General features: G+C 60.3%; 17 protein-coding genes. 6 read left to right on the top strand and 11 right to left on the bottom strand.

Going from position 1 to position 20,233, the window contains the following annotated elements; genetic code table 11:
- Positions 1-6: 6 nt before the first annotated feature.
- The 7 genes from PMI21_RS03835 to mreB all read right to left on the bottom strand — a co-directional run bounded on the left by PMI21_RS03835 (position 7) and on the right by mreB (position 9,901).
- The gene (locus tag PMI21_RS03835) at positions 7-861 is read right to left on the bottom strand and encodes a carbon-nitrogen hydrolase family protein (protein ID WP_007941228.1); all 855 of its coding nucleotides are present in this window, start codon (positions 859-861) and stop codon (positions 7-9) included.
- A gap of 155 nt (positions 862-1,016) precedes the next feature.
- Positions 1,017-4,820 carry a YhdP family protein gene (locus tag PMI21_RS03840; protein WP_007941227.1) on the bottom strand — a complete coding sequence of 1,268 codons (3,804 nt, stop codon included), beginning with the start codon at positions 4,818-4,820 and terminating at the stop codon, positions 1,017-1,019.
- A gap of 75 nt (positions 4,821-4,895) precedes the next feature.
- Positions 4,896-6,353, bottom strand: coding sequence for a ribonuclease G (gene rng / locus PMI21_RS03845; RefSeq protein ID WP_007941226.1), 1,458 nt, complete (start codon positions 6,351-6,353; stop codon positions 4,896-4,898).
- Between the two features lie 57 nt (positions 6,354-6,410).
- On the bottom strand, positions 6,411-7,007 hold the full coding sequence (locus tag PMI21_RS03850) for a Maf family protein (RefSeq protein ID WP_007941225.1): 597 nt from the start codon (positions 7,005-7,007) through the stop codon (positions 6,411-6,413).
- A gap of 91 nt (positions 7,008-7,098) precedes the next feature.
- On the bottom strand, positions 7,099-7,590 hold the full coding sequence (gene mreD / locus PMI21_RS03855) for a rod shape-determining protein MreD (protein ID WP_007941224.1): 492 nt from the start codon (positions 7,588-7,590) through the stop codon (positions 7,099-7,101).
- Positions 7,590-8,720, bottom strand: coding sequence for a rod shape-determining protein MreC (mreC, locus tag PMI21_RS03860; protein WP_081499541.1), 1,131 nt, complete (start codon positions 8,718-8,720; stop codon positions 7,590-7,592). Before mreC ends, mreD begins: the two co-directional genes overlap by 1 nt.
- Before the next feature lie 143 nt (positions 8,721-8,863).
- Complete coding sequence (mreB, locus tag PMI21_RS03865) at positions 8,864-9,901, bottom strand: rod shape-determining protein MreB (protein WP_002555108.1); 1,038 nt, start codon at positions 9,899-9,901, stop codon at positions 8,864-8,866.
- 210 nt (positions 9,902-10,111) lie between these two features.
- Here mreB and gatC point away from each other — a divergent pair, with 210 nt between their 5' ends.
- The 6 genes from gatC (at position 10,112) to PMI21_RS03895 (ending at position 15,377) form a co-directional block, all read left to right on the top strand.
- Positions 10,112-10,399, top strand: a complete 288-nt coding sequence (gene gatC / locus PMI21_RS03870) for an Asp-tRNA(Asn)/Glu-tRNA(Gln) amidotransferase subunit GatC (protein ID WP_007941222.1) — start codon at positions 10,112-10,114, stop codon at positions 10,397-10,399.
- A gap of 16 nt (positions 10,400-10,415) precedes the next feature.
- Positions 10,416-11,867 (top strand): Asp-tRNA(Asn)/Glu-tRNA(Gln) amidotransferase subunit GatA, encoded by a 1,452-nt coding sequence (gene gatA, locus PMI21_RS03875; RefSeq protein ID WP_007941220.1) that lies wholly within the window; start codon positions 10,416-10,418, stop codon positions 11,865-11,867.
- 10 nt (positions 11,868-11,877) lie between these two features.
- Entirely contained in the window at positions 11,878-13,323 is a 1,446-nt protein-coding gene (gatB, locus tag PMI21_RS03880) for an Asp-tRNA(Asn)/Glu-tRNA(Gln) amidotransferase subunit GatB (RefSeq protein WP_007941218.1), read from the top strand.
- 190 nt (positions 13,324-13,513) lie between these two features.
- A complete protein-coding gene (locus PMI21_RS03885; protein ID WP_007941217.1) occupies positions 13,514-13,888 on the top strand; it encodes a septal ring lytic transglycosylase RlpA family protein in 375 nt (124 codons plus the stop codon).
- A gap of 50 nt (positions 13,889-13,938) precedes the next feature.
- Entirely contained in the window at positions 13,939-15,000 is a 1,062-nt protein-coding gene (locus tag PMI21_RS03890; RefSeq protein ID WP_007941216.1) for a calcium/sodium antiporter, read from the top strand.
- Entirely contained in the window at positions 14,997-15,377 is a 381-nt protein-coding gene (locus PMI21_RS03895) for a carboxymuconolactone decarboxylase family protein (protein ID WP_007941215.1), read from the top strand. Before PMI21_RS03890 ends, PMI21_RS03895 begins: the two co-directional genes overlap by 4 nt.
- Positions 15,378-15,478: 101 nt before the next feature.
- Here the strand turns inward: PMI21_RS03895 and PMI21_RS03900 are convergent, their stop codons facing one another.
- The 4 genes from PMI21_RS03900 to PMI21_RS03915 all read right to left on the bottom strand — a co-directional run bounded on the left by PMI21_RS03900 (position 15,479) and on the right by PMI21_RS03915 (position 20,115).
- Positions 15,479-16,420, bottom strand: coding sequence for an AEC family transporter (locus PMI21_RS03900; protein WP_007941213.1), 942 nt, complete (start codon positions 16,418-16,420; stop codon positions 15,479-15,481).
- A gap of 129 nt (positions 16,421-16,549) precedes the next feature.
- A complete protein-coding gene (locus tag PMI21_RS03905; protein ID WP_007941212.1) occupies positions 16,550-18,853 on the bottom strand; it encodes a PqiB family protein in 2,304 nt (767 codons plus the stop codon).
- Complete coding sequence (locus tag PMI21_RS03910; protein ID WP_007941211.1) at positions 18,846-19,469, bottom strand: paraquat-inducible protein A; 624 nt, start codon at positions 19,467-19,469, stop codon at positions 18,846-18,848. Before PMI21_RS03910 ends, PMI21_RS03905 begins: the two co-directional genes overlap by 8 nt.
- Complete coding sequence (locus PMI21_RS03915) at positions 19,456-20,115, bottom strand: paraquat-inducible protein A (RefSeq protein WP_007941210.1); 660 nt, start codon at positions 20,113-20,115, stop codon at positions 19,456-19,458. Before PMI21_RS03915 ends, PMI21_RS03910 begins: the two co-directional genes overlap by 14 nt.
- Between the last annotated feature and the right edge of the window lie 118 nt (positions 20,116-20,233).

Raw genomic sequence — 20,233 nt, 5'->3', positions numbered from 1 at the left:
TACGCCTTAAATTCGTCGTTCTGATGCAGGTCGCTGAGCGCCCTGCGAGAAAAAGCGCCGGTGAGTGGACACCGGCATCCGCGCCCTGATGGACGCCTGTTCGCTGCTGTCGCGTTCGGCCAGCAGCACGGCCTCGCCCTGATCCTGTTGTGCCAGCACCCGCCCCCATGGGTCGATAATCGCGGCATGACCATAGGTTTCTCGTGGTCCCGGATGAGTACCACCCTGGGCGGCCGCGAGCACATAACATTGAGTCTCGATGGCCCGTGCACGAATCAGCACGTCCCAATGGGCCGCGCCGGTTACTGCGGTAAAGGCCGACGGAGCGGTAATCAGCTCCGCGCCGGCAGCACGCAATTCGCTATACAGCTCCGGAAATCGTAAGTCGTAACACACCGTCAGGCCGACTCGGCCGACCGGCGTATCGGCGACCACCACGCCACTGCCATAAGCATAGTCATCGGACTCGCGATAACGCCCGCGATTGTCCGCCACGTCCACGTCGAACAGATGCAGCTTGTCGTACCGCGCCACGGTCTCGCCCTGATCATCGACCAGCAACGAGCACGCATGGGCTTTGGCCGTCGGTTGATCCACCGGCGGCAGCGGCAACGTGCCGGCCACTATCCATAACTTGAGGTCGCGGGCGGTCTGTTTCAACCATGGCAGGATCGGGCCTTCACCCAAGGCTTCGGCGCGGCCGATGTCGGCAATGTCGCGACGGCCCATGGCGGCGAAGTTTTCCGGCAGCACGGCAAGCTGCGCGCCACCGGACGCCGCCTGCTCAAGCAGACGACGGGCCTGGGCCAGATTGGCCAGCACGTCGCTCTGGCTGACCATTTGAATCACCGCTACAGACATGGCCATTTCCTTATCTGGAATCAACACATACCCGTAGGAGCTGCCGCAGGCGATCTTTTGATTTCGGGTTCTTCAAAACCAAAGGATCGCAGCCTGCGGCAGCTCCCACAGGGGACTTACGGCCATGCTACTCCATAGGCCTGGAAAGTGGCTTTTCAAAAAGGCTTGTCGAAGGTGATTTTCGGCTCTTTCCACGGGCCTTTGACGGTGTATGCGACGCTGGCGAAACGCGCCACGCGGTCACCGATCAGCTTATCGATCAGGAACAGCGCCCCGCCGACGGCCGGTGCACCGACGATCAGCGCGGCAATCGGCAGATTGTTGGTCACTGGCAAGGTCACCAGCAACTTGGCATCAACCTGATCAGCCACCAGGTCCAGGGTGCCGTTGAGCTCCAGGTTACTCGACGGGCCGGTCAGCCGGATCGGCTCACGGGTCACGTAGACCCCGTTGCTCGCGACCAACAGCCCTTTGACCCGGTCATAGCTCAGCCCTTTCCCGAACAGGTCGGAAAAGTCCAGGCGCAAGCGGCGGCCAATGGAGTTGAAGTTGAGCAGGCCGAATACCCGTAGAGCCTGGGCGCTGCCCTCGACCTCAACGAACTGACCTTTATTGAGCGATGCATCAAGAGTGCCGGAGAAGCGCTTGGTGGCCAGCCACGCCGGTGAGCCGGGCCAGCGACCGTCGACATCCATGTGAAACTCTTCACTGGTGACGCTCGGCGCAAAACCCCAGCCCTTGAGCACGTCGGCGAGGTTCTTGCCACTGACCCGGCCCTTGTACCAACTGCTGGAATTGCCGGGTGTGCCTTCCCAACCGCCGCTGCCCTGCAGGAAGATGCCCTTGAGGCCCAGATCCAGCGTATTAAGGGCAATGCCCTTGGCGGTCGGACGGACTTTCAGTTGCCAGCCACCCACCAGATCCGGGCCCTGGAACAGCTGATTGATGGTGATATCCAGCGCCGGGATCTTCGTCGGGTCTACGGTGGCCAGCGGGTCCGGCGAATTCTCGTCGGCCAGCACCGTCGGGTCTGGCGCCGGCAAACGTACGTATTGCAGATTGACCGCAATCGGTGCGGCTTTCGCATCGGGAATACCGACGGTGCCCTTGGCCTGCTGACTGTCGAGTTGCAGCGCCCAGGCGGCCGGCTTGCGCGTCAACTGCACCGACGCCTCATCAAGGGTGGTGCCGAAACCGCTGAGCTTGCCAACCTTGAAATCCGCGCCGCTGAGCAATTGCTTGGCGCTGCCGCCCGGATCCTGGCCGGCATACTTGCTGACAAGATCCTGCCAGGGAGACACATCCAGCTCGGACAGTACACCGCGCACGCGCAGGCCTTTGTTGCCAGGCAGCACAGCATCGCCACCGCCGAGAAACAACTCACCGCGACCGTCGACGAAATTACCGGTCGGTGCCGCAAACGTGAAGTTCGCCAGTTCACCATAGTTGACCCAGTAACGCCGCTCCGGTCCTTGCAGGGTCATGCGGAACACGGTGTCGCGGCCGACATCCGCCGCCATGCCGAACGGCGCCGGCAAATCCACCGCCACGCCTTTGAGATTGGAGCTGACTATCAATTGGCTGTCGGCGCCATCAAGGTTCAGTTGCAGCTGATAAGGGACCACACCGGACACGGGCAGCGGCTGAGTGACGTTCAGCCATTCAGTGAGCTTCTTGACCTCGACCTGACCCGACGCGGTGACCCGAGTGTTGAGCTTGCCCGCACTGCCATCGGCAAAAATCTGCGCGGTCACGGGCTTGTCGAACGCTCGTGCGGTGATCTTCTGCCCGCTCAACCCCTTGGCGCTGTCGAAGCGGAAGTCGCCCTTGAGTTGCGTCAGTTCCAGGATGGGCTCGCGAAGTTTCAAACGGGCCTTGTCGGTCTTGAAGTCGACGAGGATTCTCGGTTGCTCACCTTTGACCAGCGGGATATCCAGGTTGAGCTTGCCTTGCAGATCGCCCTCGCCCTCCCAGCCAGCAAAGGTGTCGGCGGTGCCGATCGGAGCTTCCTGCAGAATCTTCAGGCCATCGCCCAACCCGCCAGCGAACCCGCCATCGAGGAATAGGTGGGGGCTCTGCCCGGCAGGCACATGGGGAATATTGACGTAGACGTCGTTGACCTGAGTGTCGAGCAATTGCCCCTTGCTCGCGAGAATCCGCACGCCGCTGTCTTCGATGAACACATCGCCGCTAACCTTGCTGACATGCGGCCAACCCGGCTGAAACGCCAGTTCGGCATCGTGAACCTTGAAAAACAGGCTGATACTGCGGGCCGTTTCCAGGGCGCCATGGTTCAACGAACCCTGGTACTGGAAGAAACCTTCATCCACCGCGCCTTTGAGAATCGCCGTACGCAACCATTCGTCCAGCGCTGGGCTCAACACGGCCGGCAGGTACTTGGCGGTGTAGCGACCGTCGCCGTCGACCAGGCCGACCCGCAGGTCCATGTAGTCTTCCTGGGTGTGATCGAAATGCAGGCGGATCAGGAAGTCGCCAGCAATCTTGCCCTCTTCGCCCAGCACCTTCAGGTACGGCGCGATCAGGGTGAAACCTTCTTTATCGAGCTTCCAGGTCAACCGCGCATTGGCCTGAATGTACTGCCATGGCTTGGCGAAAATCGGGTCCAGGTGCAGGGAAAAATCCTTGCTGTCCATGCGCAACTCGCCCTGACCCAGGTCGCCGCTAATACTGCCACTGACGTTTCGCGCCGCCGGTGCGCCGTGATAGGCGTCGAAGCCAACCCGTTCCAGATTGGCGGCAAAGCTGAATTTGCTGTCATCGGTAGCCGCGGGGCGCAAGTCGATCAGCACGTTGCGCAATACCCCGGTGACCTTGAGCCGCTCGACGGCCGTGGCGACACCTTCCGGAAGCGGCCCCAAGGCGTTCAGCAACGGGGTGAGCGGCGTGAGGTCGATGCGGTCGGCTTGCAGATGCAAAAGCTCTGGCGTCTCGTCGGTCGCCGCGGTTTGTTGAAATTGCAGTTTCGATTCCCAGCGGGTTTCACCCAGGCTCATCGCCAGAGAATCCAGGGTCACCAGCACGCCTGTGGAGCTGCGCTGGAAATAGCCGTTAAGCGCCAGATTGTTGATCTGGATCGGCTTGCGCTCGGCGTAGGCGCCGTTGAGTTGCGGCGCATTCAAACGGATCGCGGCGCTTTGCAGGATGCCCTCGCTCCAGTTCACCCAGAGCTCGCCACCGGCCTTGATCTCGGAGAAATTCCATTGTTGGGTCAGGCGCTCGGGCAACCATTTCGACCAATCGCTTTGCGGCAGGCTCAAGTAAGCCTCGACCTGGCCGTCCTGCCACTGGCTAGCGCGGATACGGGTGCGCAGGCTCATCGCAACCGGCTGGCCGTCAGGCAGAGTCAAACGGGCGTCGAGGCGCTGACGCGACACACCGGTTCTCAGATTGAGGCCAACGTAGGTCAGGGTCAGCGGCGGCTGATCCAGTGGCTGCAAGGTCACCTGGCTGTCGAGCACCGACAATTGCCGGACCATCTGCATACGATTGAACAACTGCTCCGGGTCCAGCGGCTGATCCTGCCGCACCGGCAACCCTTCCAGCGTCCAATGACCATCCTCGCCTTCCTTGAGGCTGATCTTCAGGCCGTTGAGCTCCAGATGTGCGATGCGTATTTCGCGCGCCAGCAGGCTGGCCCACAGATCCGGCACCGCGCGCACCTTGTCCAGGCGCAAGGCATTGGAGCCCTCACCGACCATCACGTCATGGGCCAGCAGAACCGGGGCGAGGCCGCTCCAGTTGCCCTCCAGTTCGCCGATGTGCAGCGGCATGCCCAAGGCGGCGCTGGCCTTGGTTTCGACGTCGGCACGGTATTCGGCCACCAGCGGTGTCAGCTCCCGGCCGAGACTGACGAACAGCGCCATCAACACCAAAACCAACGCACACAGGCCCAGACCCCAGCGGGTCAGTGCGGCCAAAATGCGTGTCAGACGGTCCATGTCAGTTGGCTCCCATGGCAAAAATACTGCAAAAAGCTGAGGCCAGCCGTTCTAGTGGAATTGAAATACAACGCTTCAGAGCAGCACCACGTCGTATTGTTCCTGGGAATACATGGTTTCTACCTGAAACCGAATGGTGCGCCCGATAAACCCTTCGAGCTCGGCGACGTTGCCCGACTCTTCATCGAGCAAACGGTCGACCACTTTCTGGTTCGCCAGCACGCGATAGCCTTCGGCCTGATAGGCACGGGCCTCACGCAGGATTTCGCGGAAGATCTCGTAGCACACGGTTTCCGGGGTCTTGAGCTTGCCGCGACCCTGGCAGCTGCTGCACGGTTCGCACAGCACTTGCTCGAGACTTTCGCGGGTGCGCTTGCGGGTCATCTGCACCAGGCCCAGCTCGGTGATGCCGATGATGTTGGTCTTGGCGTGATCGCGCTCCAGTTGCTTCTCGAGGGTGCGCAACACCTGACGCTGATGCTCTTCATCTTCCATGTCGATGAAGTCGATGATGATGATCCCGCCCAGGTTGCGCAGACGCAGTTGACGGGCAATGGCGGTGGCGGCTTCGAGGTTGGTCTTGAAGATGGTTTCTTCGAGATTGCGATGACCGACGAAGGCTCCGGTGTTGACGTCGATGGTGCTCATGGCTTCCGCCGGGTCGACCACCAGATAGCCACCGGATTTGAGCGGCACCTTGCGCTCCAGGGCTTTCTGGATTTCGTCTTCGACGCCATACAGGTCGAAAATCGGCCGTTCGCCCGGATAATGCTCCAGACGATCGGCGATTTCCGGCATCAGTTCAGCGACGAACTGCGTGGTTTTCTGGAAAGTTTCCCGGGAGTCGATGCGGATCTTTTCGATTTTCGGGCTCACCAGATCGCGCAAGGTGCGTAACGCCAGGCCGAGGTCTTCGTAGATCACACTCGGCGCGCTGATGGTTTTGATCTGGGCGTTGATCTGGTCCCAAAGCCTGCGCAGGTAGCGGATATCCATGAGGATTTCATCGGCCCCGGCCCCTTCGGCAGCGGTACGCAGAATGAAACCGCCGGCTTCCTTGATGCCTTCTTTCTCCACGCAGTCGGTGACCACTTGCTTGAGGCGTTCGCGCTCGGCTTCGTCTTCGATCTTCAGGGAAATACCGACGTGGGCAGTGCGCGGCATGTACACCAGATAGCGCGACGGGATCGACAGCTGCGTGGTCAGGCGTGCGCCTTTGGAGCCGATCGGGTCCTTGGTGACTTGCACCACCAGGCTTTGGCCTTCGTGAACCAGCGAGCTGATGCTCTCCACCGCCGGGCCTTCGCGCAGGGAAATTTCCGAGGCGTGAATGAATGCGGCACGGTCCAGCCCGATATCGACGAAGGCGGCCTGCATGCCCGGCAATACCCGCACAACCTTGCCTTTGTAGATGTTGCCGACGATCCCGCGTTTTTGCGTGCGTTCGACATGGACCTCTTGCAGAACACCGTTTTCGACCACCGCCACGCGTGATTCCATCGGCGTGATGTTGATCAGGATCTCTTCACTCATGGCAGGGTCTCGTTCAGGCATGTTCACGATAATGGCCGCATCTTGTCAGTACGACGCTCAGTGCGCGTTAAGGGTTTGCCAACAGGGTATGCCGAAATGGCCGAGTAGTTCTGCGGTTTCGCACAGCGGCAAACCGACCACCGCCGAGTAGCTGCCATTGAGCCCGGCGACGAACACCGCGCCCAGCCCTTGAATCCCGTAGCCGCCAGCCTTGTCCCGGGGTTCGCCGCTGGCCCAGTAGGCCGCCGCTTCGTCGCGGCCGATGGTGCGAAAACGCACCAGACTGCGCACCACCAGAGACTCGCAACGTTCACCATCGTGCACCGCAATCGCAGTCAGCACTTCATGCTCACACCCGGACAACAGCATAAGCATGGCGCACGCTTCGGCTTCATCCACCGGCTTGCCGAGAATTTTTCCGTCCAGCACCACGGCGGTGTCGGCGCCCAGCACGCAGAAATCCGCGTCGGACACGATCGCCCCACGCCCGGCCTCGGCCTTGCCGCGCGCCAAACGCTCGACATAGGCCGATGGAGATTCTTCAGGGAAAGGGGTTTCATCGATGTCCGCGCTGATGGCGGTGAACGGCACGCCAATCTGCGTGAGCAGTTCACGCCGACGCGGCGAGCCTGAGGCGAGGTACAGCTGTTTCATCAAGACATCTCCCTGTCCAGTGCCCTGTCTCACGAATACTGTTCCTTTTTGGCGAGACAGGGCACCAGGTGCGAGCACATGCCTGACCGAATTAATTGATTTTGTAACGTCGACGCAAACCGCGCAAACCGAAGCTGATCCAAGGCCAGAGCAACGCACTGACCAGCGCCGGCAACACCAGCGCCAGGGTCGGCTGACGATTGCCGGTCAGGGCACTCAGCCACAACTGAGCCAGTTGGGCGAGGCCGAAGATCACCAGGATCACCAGGCTCTGTTGCCACATCGGGAACATGCGCAGGCGCTGTTGCAACGACAGCACCAGGAACGTTATGAGCGTGAGGATCAACGCGTTCTGGCCCAGCAACGTGCCATACAGCACGTCTTCGGCAAGGCCCAGGCACCAGGCGGTCACCATGCCGACTTTCTGCGGCAGGGCCAACGCCCAGAAGGCCAACAGCAAGGCCAGCCACAAAGGACGCAGGATTTCCATGAATTGCGGCAGCGGTGAAACGCTGAGCAACATGCCGATGGCGAAAGTCAGCCAGACCATCCAGCCGTTTCGGGAGGAAGTTGCACCGCCCATTATTCTGTTCCCCCATTGGTGGCCGGCGCGGCGACAGGCGGTTTGGCAACAGGCTTCACGGCCGCGGGTTTGGGTTTGGCGGCCGTCGGTGCCGTCGCGGGTGGCTTGGCGGCAGCGGGATGGGAAGCGGCAGGTTTGACCGGGGTCGCGGCAGCAGGTGCAGCCGCCGGAGTAGCTGGAGTTGCAGCGGCAGCCGGCATCAACGACGCGGCCGGTTTCGGCACGGTTGCAGGAATGATCGGCCCGCCACCCTGGCGGTCCAGAGCCTCTTGAGCCTGGGCGGCTTCGTTGGCGCGCTCCTCGGCTGTGCGACCATCACTGAACACCAACAGCAAATAACGGCTGCGGTTCAGCGCGGCAGTCGGCACCGCACGCACGATGGCAAACGGTTGACCGGAATCGTGGATCACTTCCTTGACCGTCGCCACCGGGTAACCCGCCGGGAAACGCTGACCGAGGCCGGAGCTGACCAGCAGATCGCCTTCTTTAATATCGGCGGTATCGGCCACATGACGCAGCTCAAGGCGCTCCGGGTTGCCGGTGCCGCTGGCAATAGCCCGCAGACCGTTACGGTTCACCTGCACCGGAATGCTGTGGGTGGTGTCGGTCAGCAACAGTACGCGAGAGGTATAAGGCATCAACTCGACCACCTGCCCCATCAGGCCGCGGGCATCGAGCACCGGCTGACCGAGGATCACACCGTCGCGCTCACCTTTATTGATGATGATGCGATGGGTGAAGGGGTTGGGGTCCATGCCGATCAACTCGGCCACTTCGACCTTCTCGTTGACCAGTGCGGAAGAGTTGAGCAACTCGCGCAGCCGAACGTTCTGCTCGGTGAGGGCGGCAAGCTTTTGCATGCGCCCCTGCAACAGCAGATTTTCGGTTTTGAGTTTTTCGTTTTCGGCGACCAGCTCGGTCCGGCTGCCGAATTGGCTGGCCACACCTTGCCATAGCCGCTGCGGCAGGTCGGTGATCCAGTAAGACTGCATCAGCACCAGCGACATTTGGCTACGCACTGGCTTGAGCAGTGTGAAGCGGGCATCGACCACCATCAGCGCGACCGATAGCACGACCAGCACCAACAAGCGCACGCCCAGTGAGGGGCCTTTGGTGAAAAGCGGTTTAATAAGCCGCTCCTCCCAGGCAAATGTTCTCTTTATTCATACGGCATCAAACCGGCCTGGATGCAGACTGACAGAAGATAAACGCCAACAGGCAGCACTGCAAAGTGCTGCCTGCGGGCTCACCAGCATAGATGCATCGGGCGAGATCACTCGCTCGACAGCAGGTCCATGGTGTGTTTATCCATCATTTCCAATGCACGGCCACCGCCGCGAGCAACGCAGGTCAGCGGGTCTTCGGCGACAATCACCGGCAGACCGGTTTCCTGGGCCAGCAACTTGTCGAGGTCGCGCAGCAAGGCGCCACCACCGGTCAGTACCAGACCACGCTCGGCGATATCGGAAGCCAGTTCCGGAGGCGATTGCTCCAGCGCACTTTTCACTGCCTGAACGATGGTGGCCAGCGACTCTTGCAGAGCTTCCAGCACTTCGTTGGAGTTCAGGGTGAATGCGCGTGGAACGCCTTCGGCCAGGTTACGGCCACGAACGTCGACTTCACGAACTTCGCCGCCCGGGTAGGCCGTACCGATTTCCTGCTTGATGCGCTCGGCGGTGGATTCACCGATCAGGCTGCCGTAGTTGCGACGCACGTAGGTGATGATCGCTTCGTCGAAGCGGTCGCCGCCAACCCGTACGGATTCGGCATAAACCACACCGTTGAGGGAGATCAACGCGATTTCAGTGGTACCGCCACCGATATCGACCACCATCGACCCGCGAGCTTCTTCAACCGGCAGGCCGGCACCGATCGCAGCAGCCATCGGCTCTTCGATCAGGAACACTTCACGGGCGCCGGCACCGAGGGCCGACTCACGGATGGCACGACGCTCAACCTGGGTGGATTTGCATGGAACGCAGATCAGCACACGAGGGCTAGGCTGCAAAAAGCTGTTCTCGTGAACCTTGTTGATAAAGTACTGCAGCATTTTTTCGCAAACGCTGAAGTCGGCGATCACACCGTCCTTCATCGGACGAATGGCTGCAATATTGCCCGGCGTCCGACCGAGCATGCGCTTGGCCTCGGTGCCGACAGCAACGACACTTTTCTGGTTACCGTGTGTCCGAATAGCCACAACCGATGGCTCATTCAGGACGATACCGCGCTCGCGCACGTAAATAAGGGTGTTGGCAGTGCCCAGGTCAATGGAAAGATCGCTGGAAAACATGCCACGCAGTTTCTTGAACATGGGAAAGGGACCCTAGGCAACGCGTGGGTAAAAAAGTGCGGCAAACTCTAACAACGACAGGGATTTTGGGCAAGGCGCCAATATGTTAAATTGGCCGCTTTTCTGTGCACCAAGCACCACAATCGCGGCCTTGAGACCGTAGATATGCGGTAGTGTTCCGACAATCTAACACACGGACGCGGTCCGTTTTGTTTTCCACTGGAGAATCCCATGGCGCTTGAACGCTCCGACGTGGAAAAAATCGCTCATCTGGCCTGCCTTGGCCTCGATGATGCCGATCTTCCACACATCACTTCGGCCCTGAACAGCATTCTCGGGCTGGTCGACGAAATGCAAGCGGTCAATACCGACGGTATCGAGCCGCTGGCCCACCCTCTGGAGGCCAGCCAGCGCCTGCGTGCAGACGTCGTGACCGAGACCAATCATCGCGAGGCCTATCAGTCCATCGCACCAGCGGTCGAAAACGGCCTGTACCTGGTTCCGAAAGTCATCGACTAAAGGGAAAGAGCCTGCAATGCATCAATTGACTCTGGCCGAGATCGCCCGCGGACTCGCCGATAAAAAGTTTTCTTCCGAAGAGCTGACCAAAGTCCTGCTGGCGCGCATCGCCCAGCTCGACCCGCAGCTCAACAGTTTCATCAGCCTCACCGAAGACCTGGCGCTGCAGCAGGCGAAAGCCGCTGACGCACGTCGGGCCAACGGTGAGAGCGGCGCCCTGCTCGGCGCGCCGATCGCCCACAAAGACCTGTTCTGCACCCAGGGCATCCGCACCAGCTGCGGCTCGAAGATGCTCGACAACTTTAAAGCACCGTACGACGCCACCGTGGTCGCCAAACTGGCCGCTGCCGGGGCCGTGACCCTGGGCAAGACCAACATGGACGAATTCGCCATGGGGTCGGCCAACGAGTCGAGCTATTACGGCGCAGTGAAGAACCCGTGGAACCTGGAATACGTTCCGGGCGGCTCGTCCGGCGGTTCGGCGGCGGCGGTGGCCGCTCGTCTGTTGCCGGCGGCGACTGGCACCGACACCGGCGGTTCCATCCGTCAGCCTGCCGCGCTGACCAACCTCACCGGCCTGAAACCGACGTACGGTCGTGTTTCGCGCTGGGGCATGATCGCCTACGCGTCCAGCCTCGATCAGGGCGGCCCGCTCGCCCGCACCGCCGAAGACTGCGCGATCCTGCTGCAAGGCATGGCCGGTTTCGACCCGCAGGACTCCACCAGCATCGACGAGCCCGTGCCGGATTACAGCGCCGGCCTCAACGGTTCGCTGCAAGGCCTGCGCATCGGCGTGCCGAAGGAATACTTCAGCGCAGGCCTGGACCCGCGCATCGCCGACCTGATCATGGCCAGCATTGAAGAGCTGAAAAAGCTCGGCGCCGTGATCAAGGAAATCAGCCTGCCGAACATGCAGCACGCGATTCCTGCGTACTACGTGATCGCCCCGGCGGAAGCGTCCTCCAACCTGTCGCGTTTCGATGGCGTGCGTTTCGGCTATCGCTGCGAAGACCCGAAAAACCTGGAAGACCTGTACAAGCGTTCCCGTGGCGAAGGTTTCGGCCCGGAAGTGCAGCGCCGGATCATGGTCGGCGCCTATGCGTTGTCGGCCGGTTACTACGACGCCTACTACCTGAAGGCGCAGAAAATCCGTCGCTTGATCAAGAACGACTTCATGGCCGCCTTCAATGAGGTTGACATCATCCTCGGCCCAACCACGCCGAACCCGGCCTGGAAGCTCGGCGCCAAGAACAACGACCCGGTCGCCGCGTACCTGGAAGACGTCTACACCATCACCGCCAACCTCGCCGGTCTGCCGGGCTTGTCCATGCCTGCAGGTTTTGTCGATGGCCTGCCGGTCGGCGTGCAACTGCTCGCTCCGTATTTCCAGGAAGGCCGCTTGCTCAACGTTGCGCACCAGTACCAGTTGAACACTGACTGGCACACCCGCACCCCAACCGGCTTCTGAGGAGAAACACATGCAATGGGAAGTCGTGATCGGGCTGGAGATTCATACCCAGCTCACCACCCTGTCGAAAATCTTTTCCGGTAGTTCCACCACCTTCGGTTCCGAGCCGAACACCCAGGCCAGCCTGGTTGACCTCGGCATGCCCGGCGTATTGCCGGTGCTGAACCAGGAAGCGGTGCGCATGGCGGTGATGTTCGGCCTGGCCATCGATGCCGAGATCGGTCAGCACAACGTGTTCGCCCGCAAAAACTACTTCTACCCGGACCTGCCCAAGGGCTACCAGATCAGCCAGATGGAATTGCCGATCGTCGGCAAGGGCCACCTGGACATCGCCCTCGAAGACGGCACGGTCAAACGCGTCGGCATCACCCGCGCGCACCTGGAAGAAGACGCCGGTAAAAGCCTGCACGAAGAATTCAGCGGCGCCACCGGCATCGACCTGAACCGTGCCGGCACACCGCTGCTGGAAATCGTTTCCGAGCCGGACATGCGCAGCGCCAAGGAAGCCGTGGCTTACGTCAAGGCGATCCACGCGCTGGTACGCTACCTGGGCATCTGCGACGGCAACATGGCCGAAGGCTCGCTGCGTTGCGACTGCAACGTGTCGATCCGTCCGAAAGGCCAGGCCGAGTTCGGTACTCGCTGCGAGATCAAGAACGTCAACTCGTTCCGCTTCATCGAGAAGGCGATCAACAGCGAAGTGCAACGCCAGATCGAGCTGATCGAAGATGGCGGCAAGGTGATCCAGCAGACTCGCCTGTACGATCCGAACAAGGACGAAACCCGTCCGATGCGCAGCAAAGAGGAAGCCAACGACTACCGTTACTTCCCCGATCCGGACTTGCTGCCGGTGGTCATCGAGGACTCGTTCCTTAATGACGTACGCGCCACCCTGCCGGAGCTGCCACCGCAGAAACGCGAGCGCTTCCAGGCGCAGTTCGGGCTGTCGGTCTATGACGCCAGCGTCCTGGCCACCAGCCGTGAGCAAGCCGATTACTTCGAGAAAGTCGTGAGCATCAGTGGCGACGCCAAACTGGCGGCCAACTGGGTCATGGTTGAACTGGGCAGCCTGTTGAACAAGCAAGGCCTGGACATCGACCAGTCGCCGGTTTCAGCCGAGCAACTGGGCGGCATGCTGCTGCGCATCAAGGACAACACCATCTCCGGCAAGATCGCCAAAGTGGTGTTTGAAGCCATGGCCAACGGCGAAGGCAGCGCGGACGAGATCATCGACAAGCGCGGCCTCAAGCAAGTGACCGACACCGGCGCGATCTCGGCCGTTCTGGACGAGATGCTCGCGGCCAACGCTGAACAGGTCGAACAGTACCGCGCGGCAGACGAAGCTAAACGCGGCAAGATGTTTGGCTTCTTCGTCGGCCAGGCCATGAAAGCCTCCAAAGGCAAGGCCAACCCGCAACAGGTCAACGAACTGCTCAAAAGCAAGCTCGAAGGCTGATGAGAATGGAGCCAGCTCTCAATATTGGCTCCATTCCTTGTGGCGAGGGGGCTTGCCCCGCTGGTCTGCGAAGCAGGCCCAAATCGGCAACCGCACTCTTTCAGCGAGAATGCATCAGCCGATTTTGCGACCGCTTCGCGGTCGAGCGGGAGCAAGCTCCCTCGCCACATTTATTTTGGGAGCCGTATAAATGAAACGTCTGCTCAGCGCCTGCGCCCTGCTCTCCCTGCTGGCCGGTTGCGCCAGTACGGATACCATCGATCCACACGGCTACGACAAGACAGGCACGGCTTCGTATTACGGCGCCAAGCATCATGGCAAACGCACCGCCAGCGGTGAGCGTTTCAACCAGCATGGCCTGACCGCCGCCCATCGTCAGTTACCATTCGGCACCCGGGTGAAAATTACCAACCTGAATAACGACAGATCCTGCGTGGTGCGTATCAACGACCGTGGGCCGTATTCCCGTGGACGCCTGATCGACGTGTCCCGTGAAGCGGCCGAACAGTTGGGCATGCTGCGCAGCGGCACCGCGAAGGTTCGCGTGCAAGCCCTCGACGACTGATAGACGGAGCGCTGACTATTTTCGGACTGGCCGATTTACCCCTGATCAGCGTGATTGAATTGCTCAGCGGTCTGCTTTTACTGATCGCCGGCGCCGAGCTGATGGTGCGCGCCGCCGTACGCCTGGCCGCGCGACTGCATGTGCGGCCACTGATCATCGGCCTGACCATCGTGGCCCTCGGCAGCAGCGCGCCGCAGATGGCGGTCAGCCTGCAAGCCACCCTGGCGCAAAACGCCGACATCGCCGTCGGCAGCGTGATCGGCAGCAGCATCTTCAACATCCTCGTCACCCTCGGGCTCTCGGCACTGATTATTCCGCTGCGGGTTTCGCGGCAATTGGTGCGCCTGGATATTCCACTGATGATCGGCGCCAGCCTGCTGGTGTCCGTACTGGCGTGGAATGAAGAACTGACTCGGGCCGACGGCGTGATGCTGCTGACAGCGCTGGCGCTGTATTTGGGTTTGCTACTGCGTCAGTCACGGCACTCGGCCCGTCCGCCATCGGCGGCTCATGAAGCGCCGCAGGCACCGTGGTTCAGCAGCCTGCTGATGATTGTCGCCGGGCTGGCGATGCTCGTGTTCGCCGGGCACTTGCTGCTCGGCGCAGCGGTGGCGGTCGCGACCGATCTGGGGTTGTCGGAGCGGATCATCGGCCTGACCATCGTCGCCGTCAGCACCTCCCTGCCGGAGCTGGCCACTTCGTTGATCGCCGCGCTGCGCGGTCAGCGGGACATCGCGGTGGGCAATGTGATCGGCAGCAACCTGTTCAACCTCTTGGGCGTGCTCGGGCTGACCGCGTTGATCGCGCCGTCACCGCTGTCGGTCTCGCCCAACGCGCTGGATTTCGATTTGCCGGTGATGCTCGGAGTCGCGGTGCTGTGCCTGCCGGTGTTCTATTCCGGCTACCGGGTGACCCGCGCTGAAGGCCTGCTGTTTTTGGGCTTGTACCTGGCCTATGGGCTGCACGTGGTGTCGTTCACCACGGGCATGCCGCTGGCCGGCAAGCTTGAACACCTGATGCTGTTTTTCGTCCTGCCGGCGCTGATGGCGTTTTTGCTGTTCACCTCACTACGCGCCTGGCGTCGCCAACACCACAAGAGGGAATTGCCATGAGCACTGATAAAAAGCCTGGGGTTGAAATCCGCCGCCAAGTGATGGGCGACGCGTTCGTCGACCGCGCCTTGGGCAACGCCACCGAATTCACCCAGCCGCTGCAGGACTTCGTCAATGAGCACGCCTGGGGCGGAGTGTGGAACCGTGAAGGTTTGCCGCTGAAAACCCGCAGCCTGATCACCCTCGCCGCGCTGACCGCATTGAAGTGCCCGCAAGAATTGAAAGGCCATGTGCGCGGTGCGTTGAACAACGGTTGCACGGTGGAAGAGATTCGCGAAGCGCTGCTGCATTGCGCGGTGTATGCCGGTGTGCCGGCGGCGATCGATGCATTTCGGGCGGCGCAGGAAGTGATCGATACCTATCAGAAGCCGGAATAATTTCGTCGCATTGAAAAGATCGCAGCCTTCGGCAGCTCCTACAGAGTTTTGTGTACACCCGTAGGAGCTGCCGAAGGCTGCGATCTTTTGGTCTTTCCCTCCTAAATCCACCCACCCCACTGCAACAAAAAGATCCCGATGTTGGTGGTGACCGCCGCCATCAGTGTAGTAATCACGATGATCGCCGCCGCCAGTTCATGATTGCCATTGGCCTGCCGGGCCATGACGAAACTGGCCGCGGCGGTCGGGCTGCCGAAGTACAGAAACAGAATCCCCAACTCCGCCCCACGAAACCCCCAGAACCAGGCACCCAGCGTCGCCAGCACCGGCAGGCCGATCATCTTCACCAGACTTGAACTCAGAGCCATCGTGCCGCTTTTGCGCATTGCCGCCAGCGACAACGTGCCACCGATGCAGATCAATGCCAATGGCAAAGTGGTTTGCGCCAAATATTGGCCGGACCTCTCCAGCCACCCCGGCAAGCCGATCTGGAACCAGGCAAATGGTGCGGCCGCAATCACACTGATGACCAGCGGATTGGCCATCACACTTTTGCAGATGCTCCACGGATCAGACTTGATCACCGGGCTGTAGACCGCCAGCACAATGGTTGAGAGCGTGTTGTAAAACAGGATCACCAGCGCCGCGAGAATCGCCCCAAGGGAAATGCCGTAGTCGCCGTACATGCTCGCCGCCAGGGCCAGGCCGATTACCCCGTTATTGCCGCGAAACGCGCCTTGGGTGTAAATGCCCCGATCTTCCCGCGGGCATTTCCAGATCGCCCAACCCCAGGCAATTGCAAAGCACATCAGGGTCGCGACCGAGAAGTAGATCAGCAGCGCCGGTTGCAACGCAGCGTGCAGGTCGGCATGCAAGATGCCCAGAAACAGCAACGCCGGCATGGTGACATTGAACACCAGGGCCGACGCAGTATGGATGAAGTTGTCGTTGATCCAGTCGATGCGCTTGAGCAGCACACCCAGAAACAGCATGGCAAACACCGGCGCGGTGATGTTCAGGGTTTCGAGGAAAATAGCCAGCATGCCGGGGGAACCTTGGGTGGGCGTCGTTAGGGGGCTAATGATAAGCCACCGGAGACGTCGGCGTCTGGTAGACCGTCTTCGCGGGCTTGCACGCGAAGACGGTCCAATAAACGCCAAATTAACCTCGGGTTACTTACCGATAGAAATCTTCGGCGCCCAAGTCAGCCATTCATCTTCAAACTTGTCGAACAGCGGGAACGTTTGCTCGGGCCGCGCCGGGACACCCATGCGGTCGCCATCCGGCGTGGCAAAGGCGATACCGCCCTGGATCAGCGTCTCCAGCGATTCGGTGCGTATGGTTGCGCCTTTGAACAAGCCGTAGTCAAAACCAAAACCACTGGTGTTCCAGAAACGCGTGCCACTGCGCACCAATGGCGCGTATTTCGGCTCGATCAGGATGTGCACCAACACTCGATCCGCCGTCTGGCCCAGCTCATAGCCAGTCACCTTGCCCACCGTGATTTCGCGGTAGGTGACGGGCACACCGGTCTTCAGCGAGCCTCGACGAGCAGCACTCAATACCAGGCTCAAACCGGCCTCTTCCTTGGCGGTTTCCGGGGGATTGGTCAGGGCTACGAAGTCCTTTTGCGGACCGAGGTTCTTCGGCGCTGGTTGCACTTCGATGTACTGCCCTGTCACCAGTGTCTCAAGGTTGGACGTCTTGATCAGACCCAATTCAGGCTTGACCACCCAGAACTGGCTGCCCACCCGAGCGATACGCTCCGGCACCTCAGTGATCCGCGCGGTCAGCAGCACCGATTGCAGGTCGTCACTAAGGTCGACGTCTTCGATCTTGCCGACGTCCAGGCCTTTGAACCGAATCGGGGTGCCCGTGCGCAGACCATCGGCGCGATCGACCCTGATCGTCACCACGGCGCCTTTCTGGTTTGCCTCTTCATGGCTGGCGAACAGACGGAAACGCGGAATACGCTTCTGCAATGGCGCTTTGGCTTCCGGGGTTTCGAAAGCAATGCCGCCGGCCATCAGACTTTGCAACGACTCACTTTTGACCTGGATGCCGCCGGTCAGCCCACCCGTCAGCGTAATGCCGCTGGCATTCCAGAAGCGCGTCGAGGCGTTGACCAGCCCTTCGTATTCCTTCTCGATGTGCACACCAATCACCAACTGCTTTTTGGTGCGGGAGAACTGGTAGCTCTGCACCGATCCCACCTTGACCTGCTTGTAGAGAATCGGACTGCCGACTTCCAGTGAACCGAGGTTTTCGGTGAACAGCACCAGGTGCAGGCCCGGCGAACGCAGATCCAGCGGCGGCGCCTTGGCCCGGGCTTCGAACTCGCGCTGCGGTGCGCCGCCCTTGTCGCCAGGGCGAACGGCGATGTAGTTACCTTTGACCAACGCTTCCAGGCCGGTAATACCGGCGAGCGAAATCGACGGTTTGACCACCCAGAACTGCGTACCGGTGACCAGGTAATCTTCGGCCAATGGGTCGAGCGTCAGCTCGGCGGTCGCACTGGACAGGTCCGGGTCGACCTTGAGCGCTTTCAGATTGCCGACCTGGATGCCTTTGTACATTACTGGCGTACGACCGGCCTGCAGGCCTTCGAAATCGCTGAGTTTGACCTTGACCCGAATGCCGGCGGCGGCTGCATCGAAGTCTTCGTAGAGACGGAACGGCAGGCTTGGATCGGTGGGCGGGCTGTCCTTGCGGTTTTCCGGTGTGGCAAACGCAATACCACCGGCGACGATGCTGGCGAGGGACTCGCTACGCACTTTCACACCGGACAGGTTGGCGTCGATGCTGATGCCGCTGGCATTCCAGAAACGCGTGTGTTTGCGTACCAGGCTGGCGTAGGTCGGTTCGATGAAGACTTTGAGTTCAACGGTGTTCTGGTCCGCGGACAGCAAGTAGCTTTTAATCTGACCGACCTGGATCTGCTTGTAGAACACCGGGCTACCGCGATTCAGCGAACCGAGACGATCAGCCTTGATGGTCAGGTGCAGACCAGGCTTGGCGTCCGACAGCGGCGGCTCTTCGGCCAGGGCCTTGAACTTGCGGGTCGGTTCGCCCTCTCCCGGGCTGACAGCCACATAGTTACCCGAGACCAGCGTCTCCAGGCCCGTGATGCCGGCCAGGGTCACGCTCGGCTTGACCAGCCAAAAACGTGTGCTGGTTCTGAGGTATTGCTCCACGTCCTTATTCATCTCGATGGTGGCGATCACGCCTTTGGAGCTGCCTTCGTCATCGAGTGTGAGGGCTTTCACCTTACCGACCGACATACCTTTGTAAACGACTTCGGTCTTGTTGGCCTGAATACCTTCGCCGCTTTCGAAGCGCACATGGATCTCAATGCCTGTCTCGCTATAGGCCCGCCAGGCGAGCCAACCGCCAATGAGCAAGGCGATCAGGGGCAATACCCAAATGGCAGACCAGTTAGAGGCCGGTCGGGTTTTCGCTGTAGGCAAATCAGTCATGGTCGTCGTCCGACTCCGTGTTATCCCAAATCAGTCGGGGATCGAAAGTTACTGCGGCAAGCATCGTCAGAATCACCACACTGGCGAAGGCGATGGCGCCAAGATTGGCTTCGACACTGGCAAGCCGTCCGAAATTCACCACCGCCACCAGGATGGCGATCACAAAAATATCGAGCATCGACCAGCGGCCGATAAACTCGATAAAGCGGTACATCCAGATACGCTGGCGTGCCGAGAGTGGCTGGCGGCGCTGAACCGAAAACAGCAGCAACCCGATGCCCACCAGTTTGAACGTGGGTACCAGAATACTGGCGATAAAAACCACAGCCGCGATTGGAATCATGCCGTGCTGAACCAGCTGGATCACGCCGGACATGATGGTGCTCGGATCGCCCTGCCCCAGGGAACTGACGGTCATGATCGGCAGCACGTTGGCCGGAATATAAATAATCGCAGCCGTGACCAGCAGCGCCCAGGTTCGCATCAGGCTGTTCGGTCGACGGGCATGAACCAACGCACCACAGCGGGTGCAGACTTGCTCGTCGGTGCCGGCTTCCTGCTTGTTCAACTCGTGGCATTCGGCACAAATCAGAATGCCTGCATCAATCGCCCGCATGGGCATCTTCTCCTGATAAAGCCTGCCAGATCTGGTGCGGTGACATCACCACTTCCAGCCAGACCTGGACCAACAACAAACTGATAAAGCACGCCAGACCAAGACCTACGGTAATCGCCGCCATATCGGCCAATTTGACGATCGCGACCAGTACGCCCATGAGGTAAACCTCGAGCATCCCCCAGTCCCGTAGATGGTGATAAATGCGGTAGAGCAGCAAACCGTAGCTGCGTCCGATATCGAAGCGGATACTCAGCAGCACCACCAATTGGCAGAGCAGCTTGAGTAGCGGAATCCCCATGCTGCAGAGAAATACCACTGCTGCTACGCCCTGCATACCGGTATCGAACAGGCCGACAACACCGCTCCAGACAGTGTCATTCGATGACTGCCCGAGTAGATGGAGCTGCATGATGGGTAAAAAGTTCGCGGGGATATACAACAACAGTGCGGCAATGACCAAGGCGAGACTGCGCTGCACGACATTGTGCCGATGGGCATACAGCTCATAACCGCAGCGTGGACAAATGGCCTTCTCACCATGAGCGAGTTCAGGCTTGCGCATCAGCAAGTCGCACTCATGACACGCCACCAAACCGTCCAGTGGTAAATCTGACAGCCCAGGGGCGTCAACCGGATCTGGCATAAAGGCTCTGGCTCCAAAAAAGTTGGACCTATTCTAGTGTCCTGACTCGAAAATAACTGTGCAATTTTGTGTTGCCAGCGAAGTAGGCTTTTCCTGCGGGCAAAACAAAACCCCTACC

The organism is Pseudomonas sp. GM18, from assembly GCF_000282195.1.
In the GTDB taxonomy this organism is placed as follows: domain Bacteria; phylum Pseudomonadota; class Gammaproteobacteria; order Pseudomonadales; family Pseudomonadaceae; genus Aquipseudomonas.
The sequence above is the reverse complement of the archived record's forward strand: the minus strand, read 5'-3'. Positions and strand labels throughout refer to the sequence as shown.

Bases quoted from the DNA above. Each gene is read 5' to 3' on its own strand.
- PMI21_RS03835 (WP_007941228.1), bottom strand. From the start codon at position 861: ATGTCTGTAGCGGTGATTCAAATGGTCAGCCAGAGCGACGTGCTGGCC.
- PMI21_RS03840 (WP_007941227.1), bottom strand. From the start codon at position 4,820: ATGGACCGTCTGACACGCATTTTGGCCGCACTGACCCGCTGGGGTCTG.
- rng (WP_007941226.1), bottom strand. From the start codon at position 6,353: ATGAGTGAAGAGATCCTGATCAACATCACGCCGATGGAATCACGCGTG.
- PMI21_RS03850 (WP_007941225.1), bottom strand. From the start codon at position 7,007: ATGAAACAGCTGTACCTCGCCTCAGGCTCGCCGCGTCGGCGTGAACTG.
- mreD (WP_007941224.1), bottom strand. From the start codon at position 7,590: ATGGGCGGTGCAACTTCCTCCCGAAACGGCTGGATGGTCTGGCTGACT.
- mreB (WP_002555108.1), bottom strand. From the start codon at position 9,901: ATGTTCAAGAAACTGCGTGGCATGTTTTCCAGCGATCTTTCCATTGAC.
- gatC (WP_007941222.1), top strand. From the start codon at position 10,112: ATGGCGCTTGAACGCTCCGACGTGGAAAAAATCGCTCATCTGGCCTGC.
- gatA (WP_007941220.1), top strand. From the start codon at position 10,416: ATGCATCAATTGACTCTGGCCGAGATCGCCCGCGGACTCGCCGATAAA.
- gatB (WP_007941218.1), top strand. From the start codon at position 11,878: ATGCAATGGGAAGTCGTGATCGGGCTGGAGATTCATACCCAGCTCACC.
- PMI21_RS03885 (WP_007941217.1), top strand. From the start codon at position 13,514: ATGAAACGTCTGCTCAGCGCCTGCGCCCTGCTCTCCCTGCTGGCCGGT.
- PMI21_RS03895 (WP_007941215.1), top strand. From the start codon at position 14,997: ATGAGCACTGATAAAAAGCCTGGGGTTGAAATCCGCCGCCAAGTGATG.
- PMI21_RS03900 (WP_007941213.1), bottom strand. From the start codon at position 16,420: ATGCTGGCTATTTTCCTCGAAACCCTGAACATCACCGCGCCGGTGTTT.
- PMI21_RS03905 (WP_007941212.1), bottom strand. From the start codon at position 18,853: ATGACTGATTTGCCTACAGCGAAAACCCGACCGGCCTCTAACTGGTCT.
- PMI21_RS03910 (WP_007941211.1), bottom strand. From the start codon at position 19,469: ATGCGGGCGATTGATGCAGGCATTCTGATTTGTGCCGAATGCCACGAG.
- PMI21_RS03915 (WP_007941210.1), bottom strand. From the start codon at position 20,115: ATGCCAGATCCGGTTGACGCCCCTGGGCTGTCAGATTTACCACTGGAC.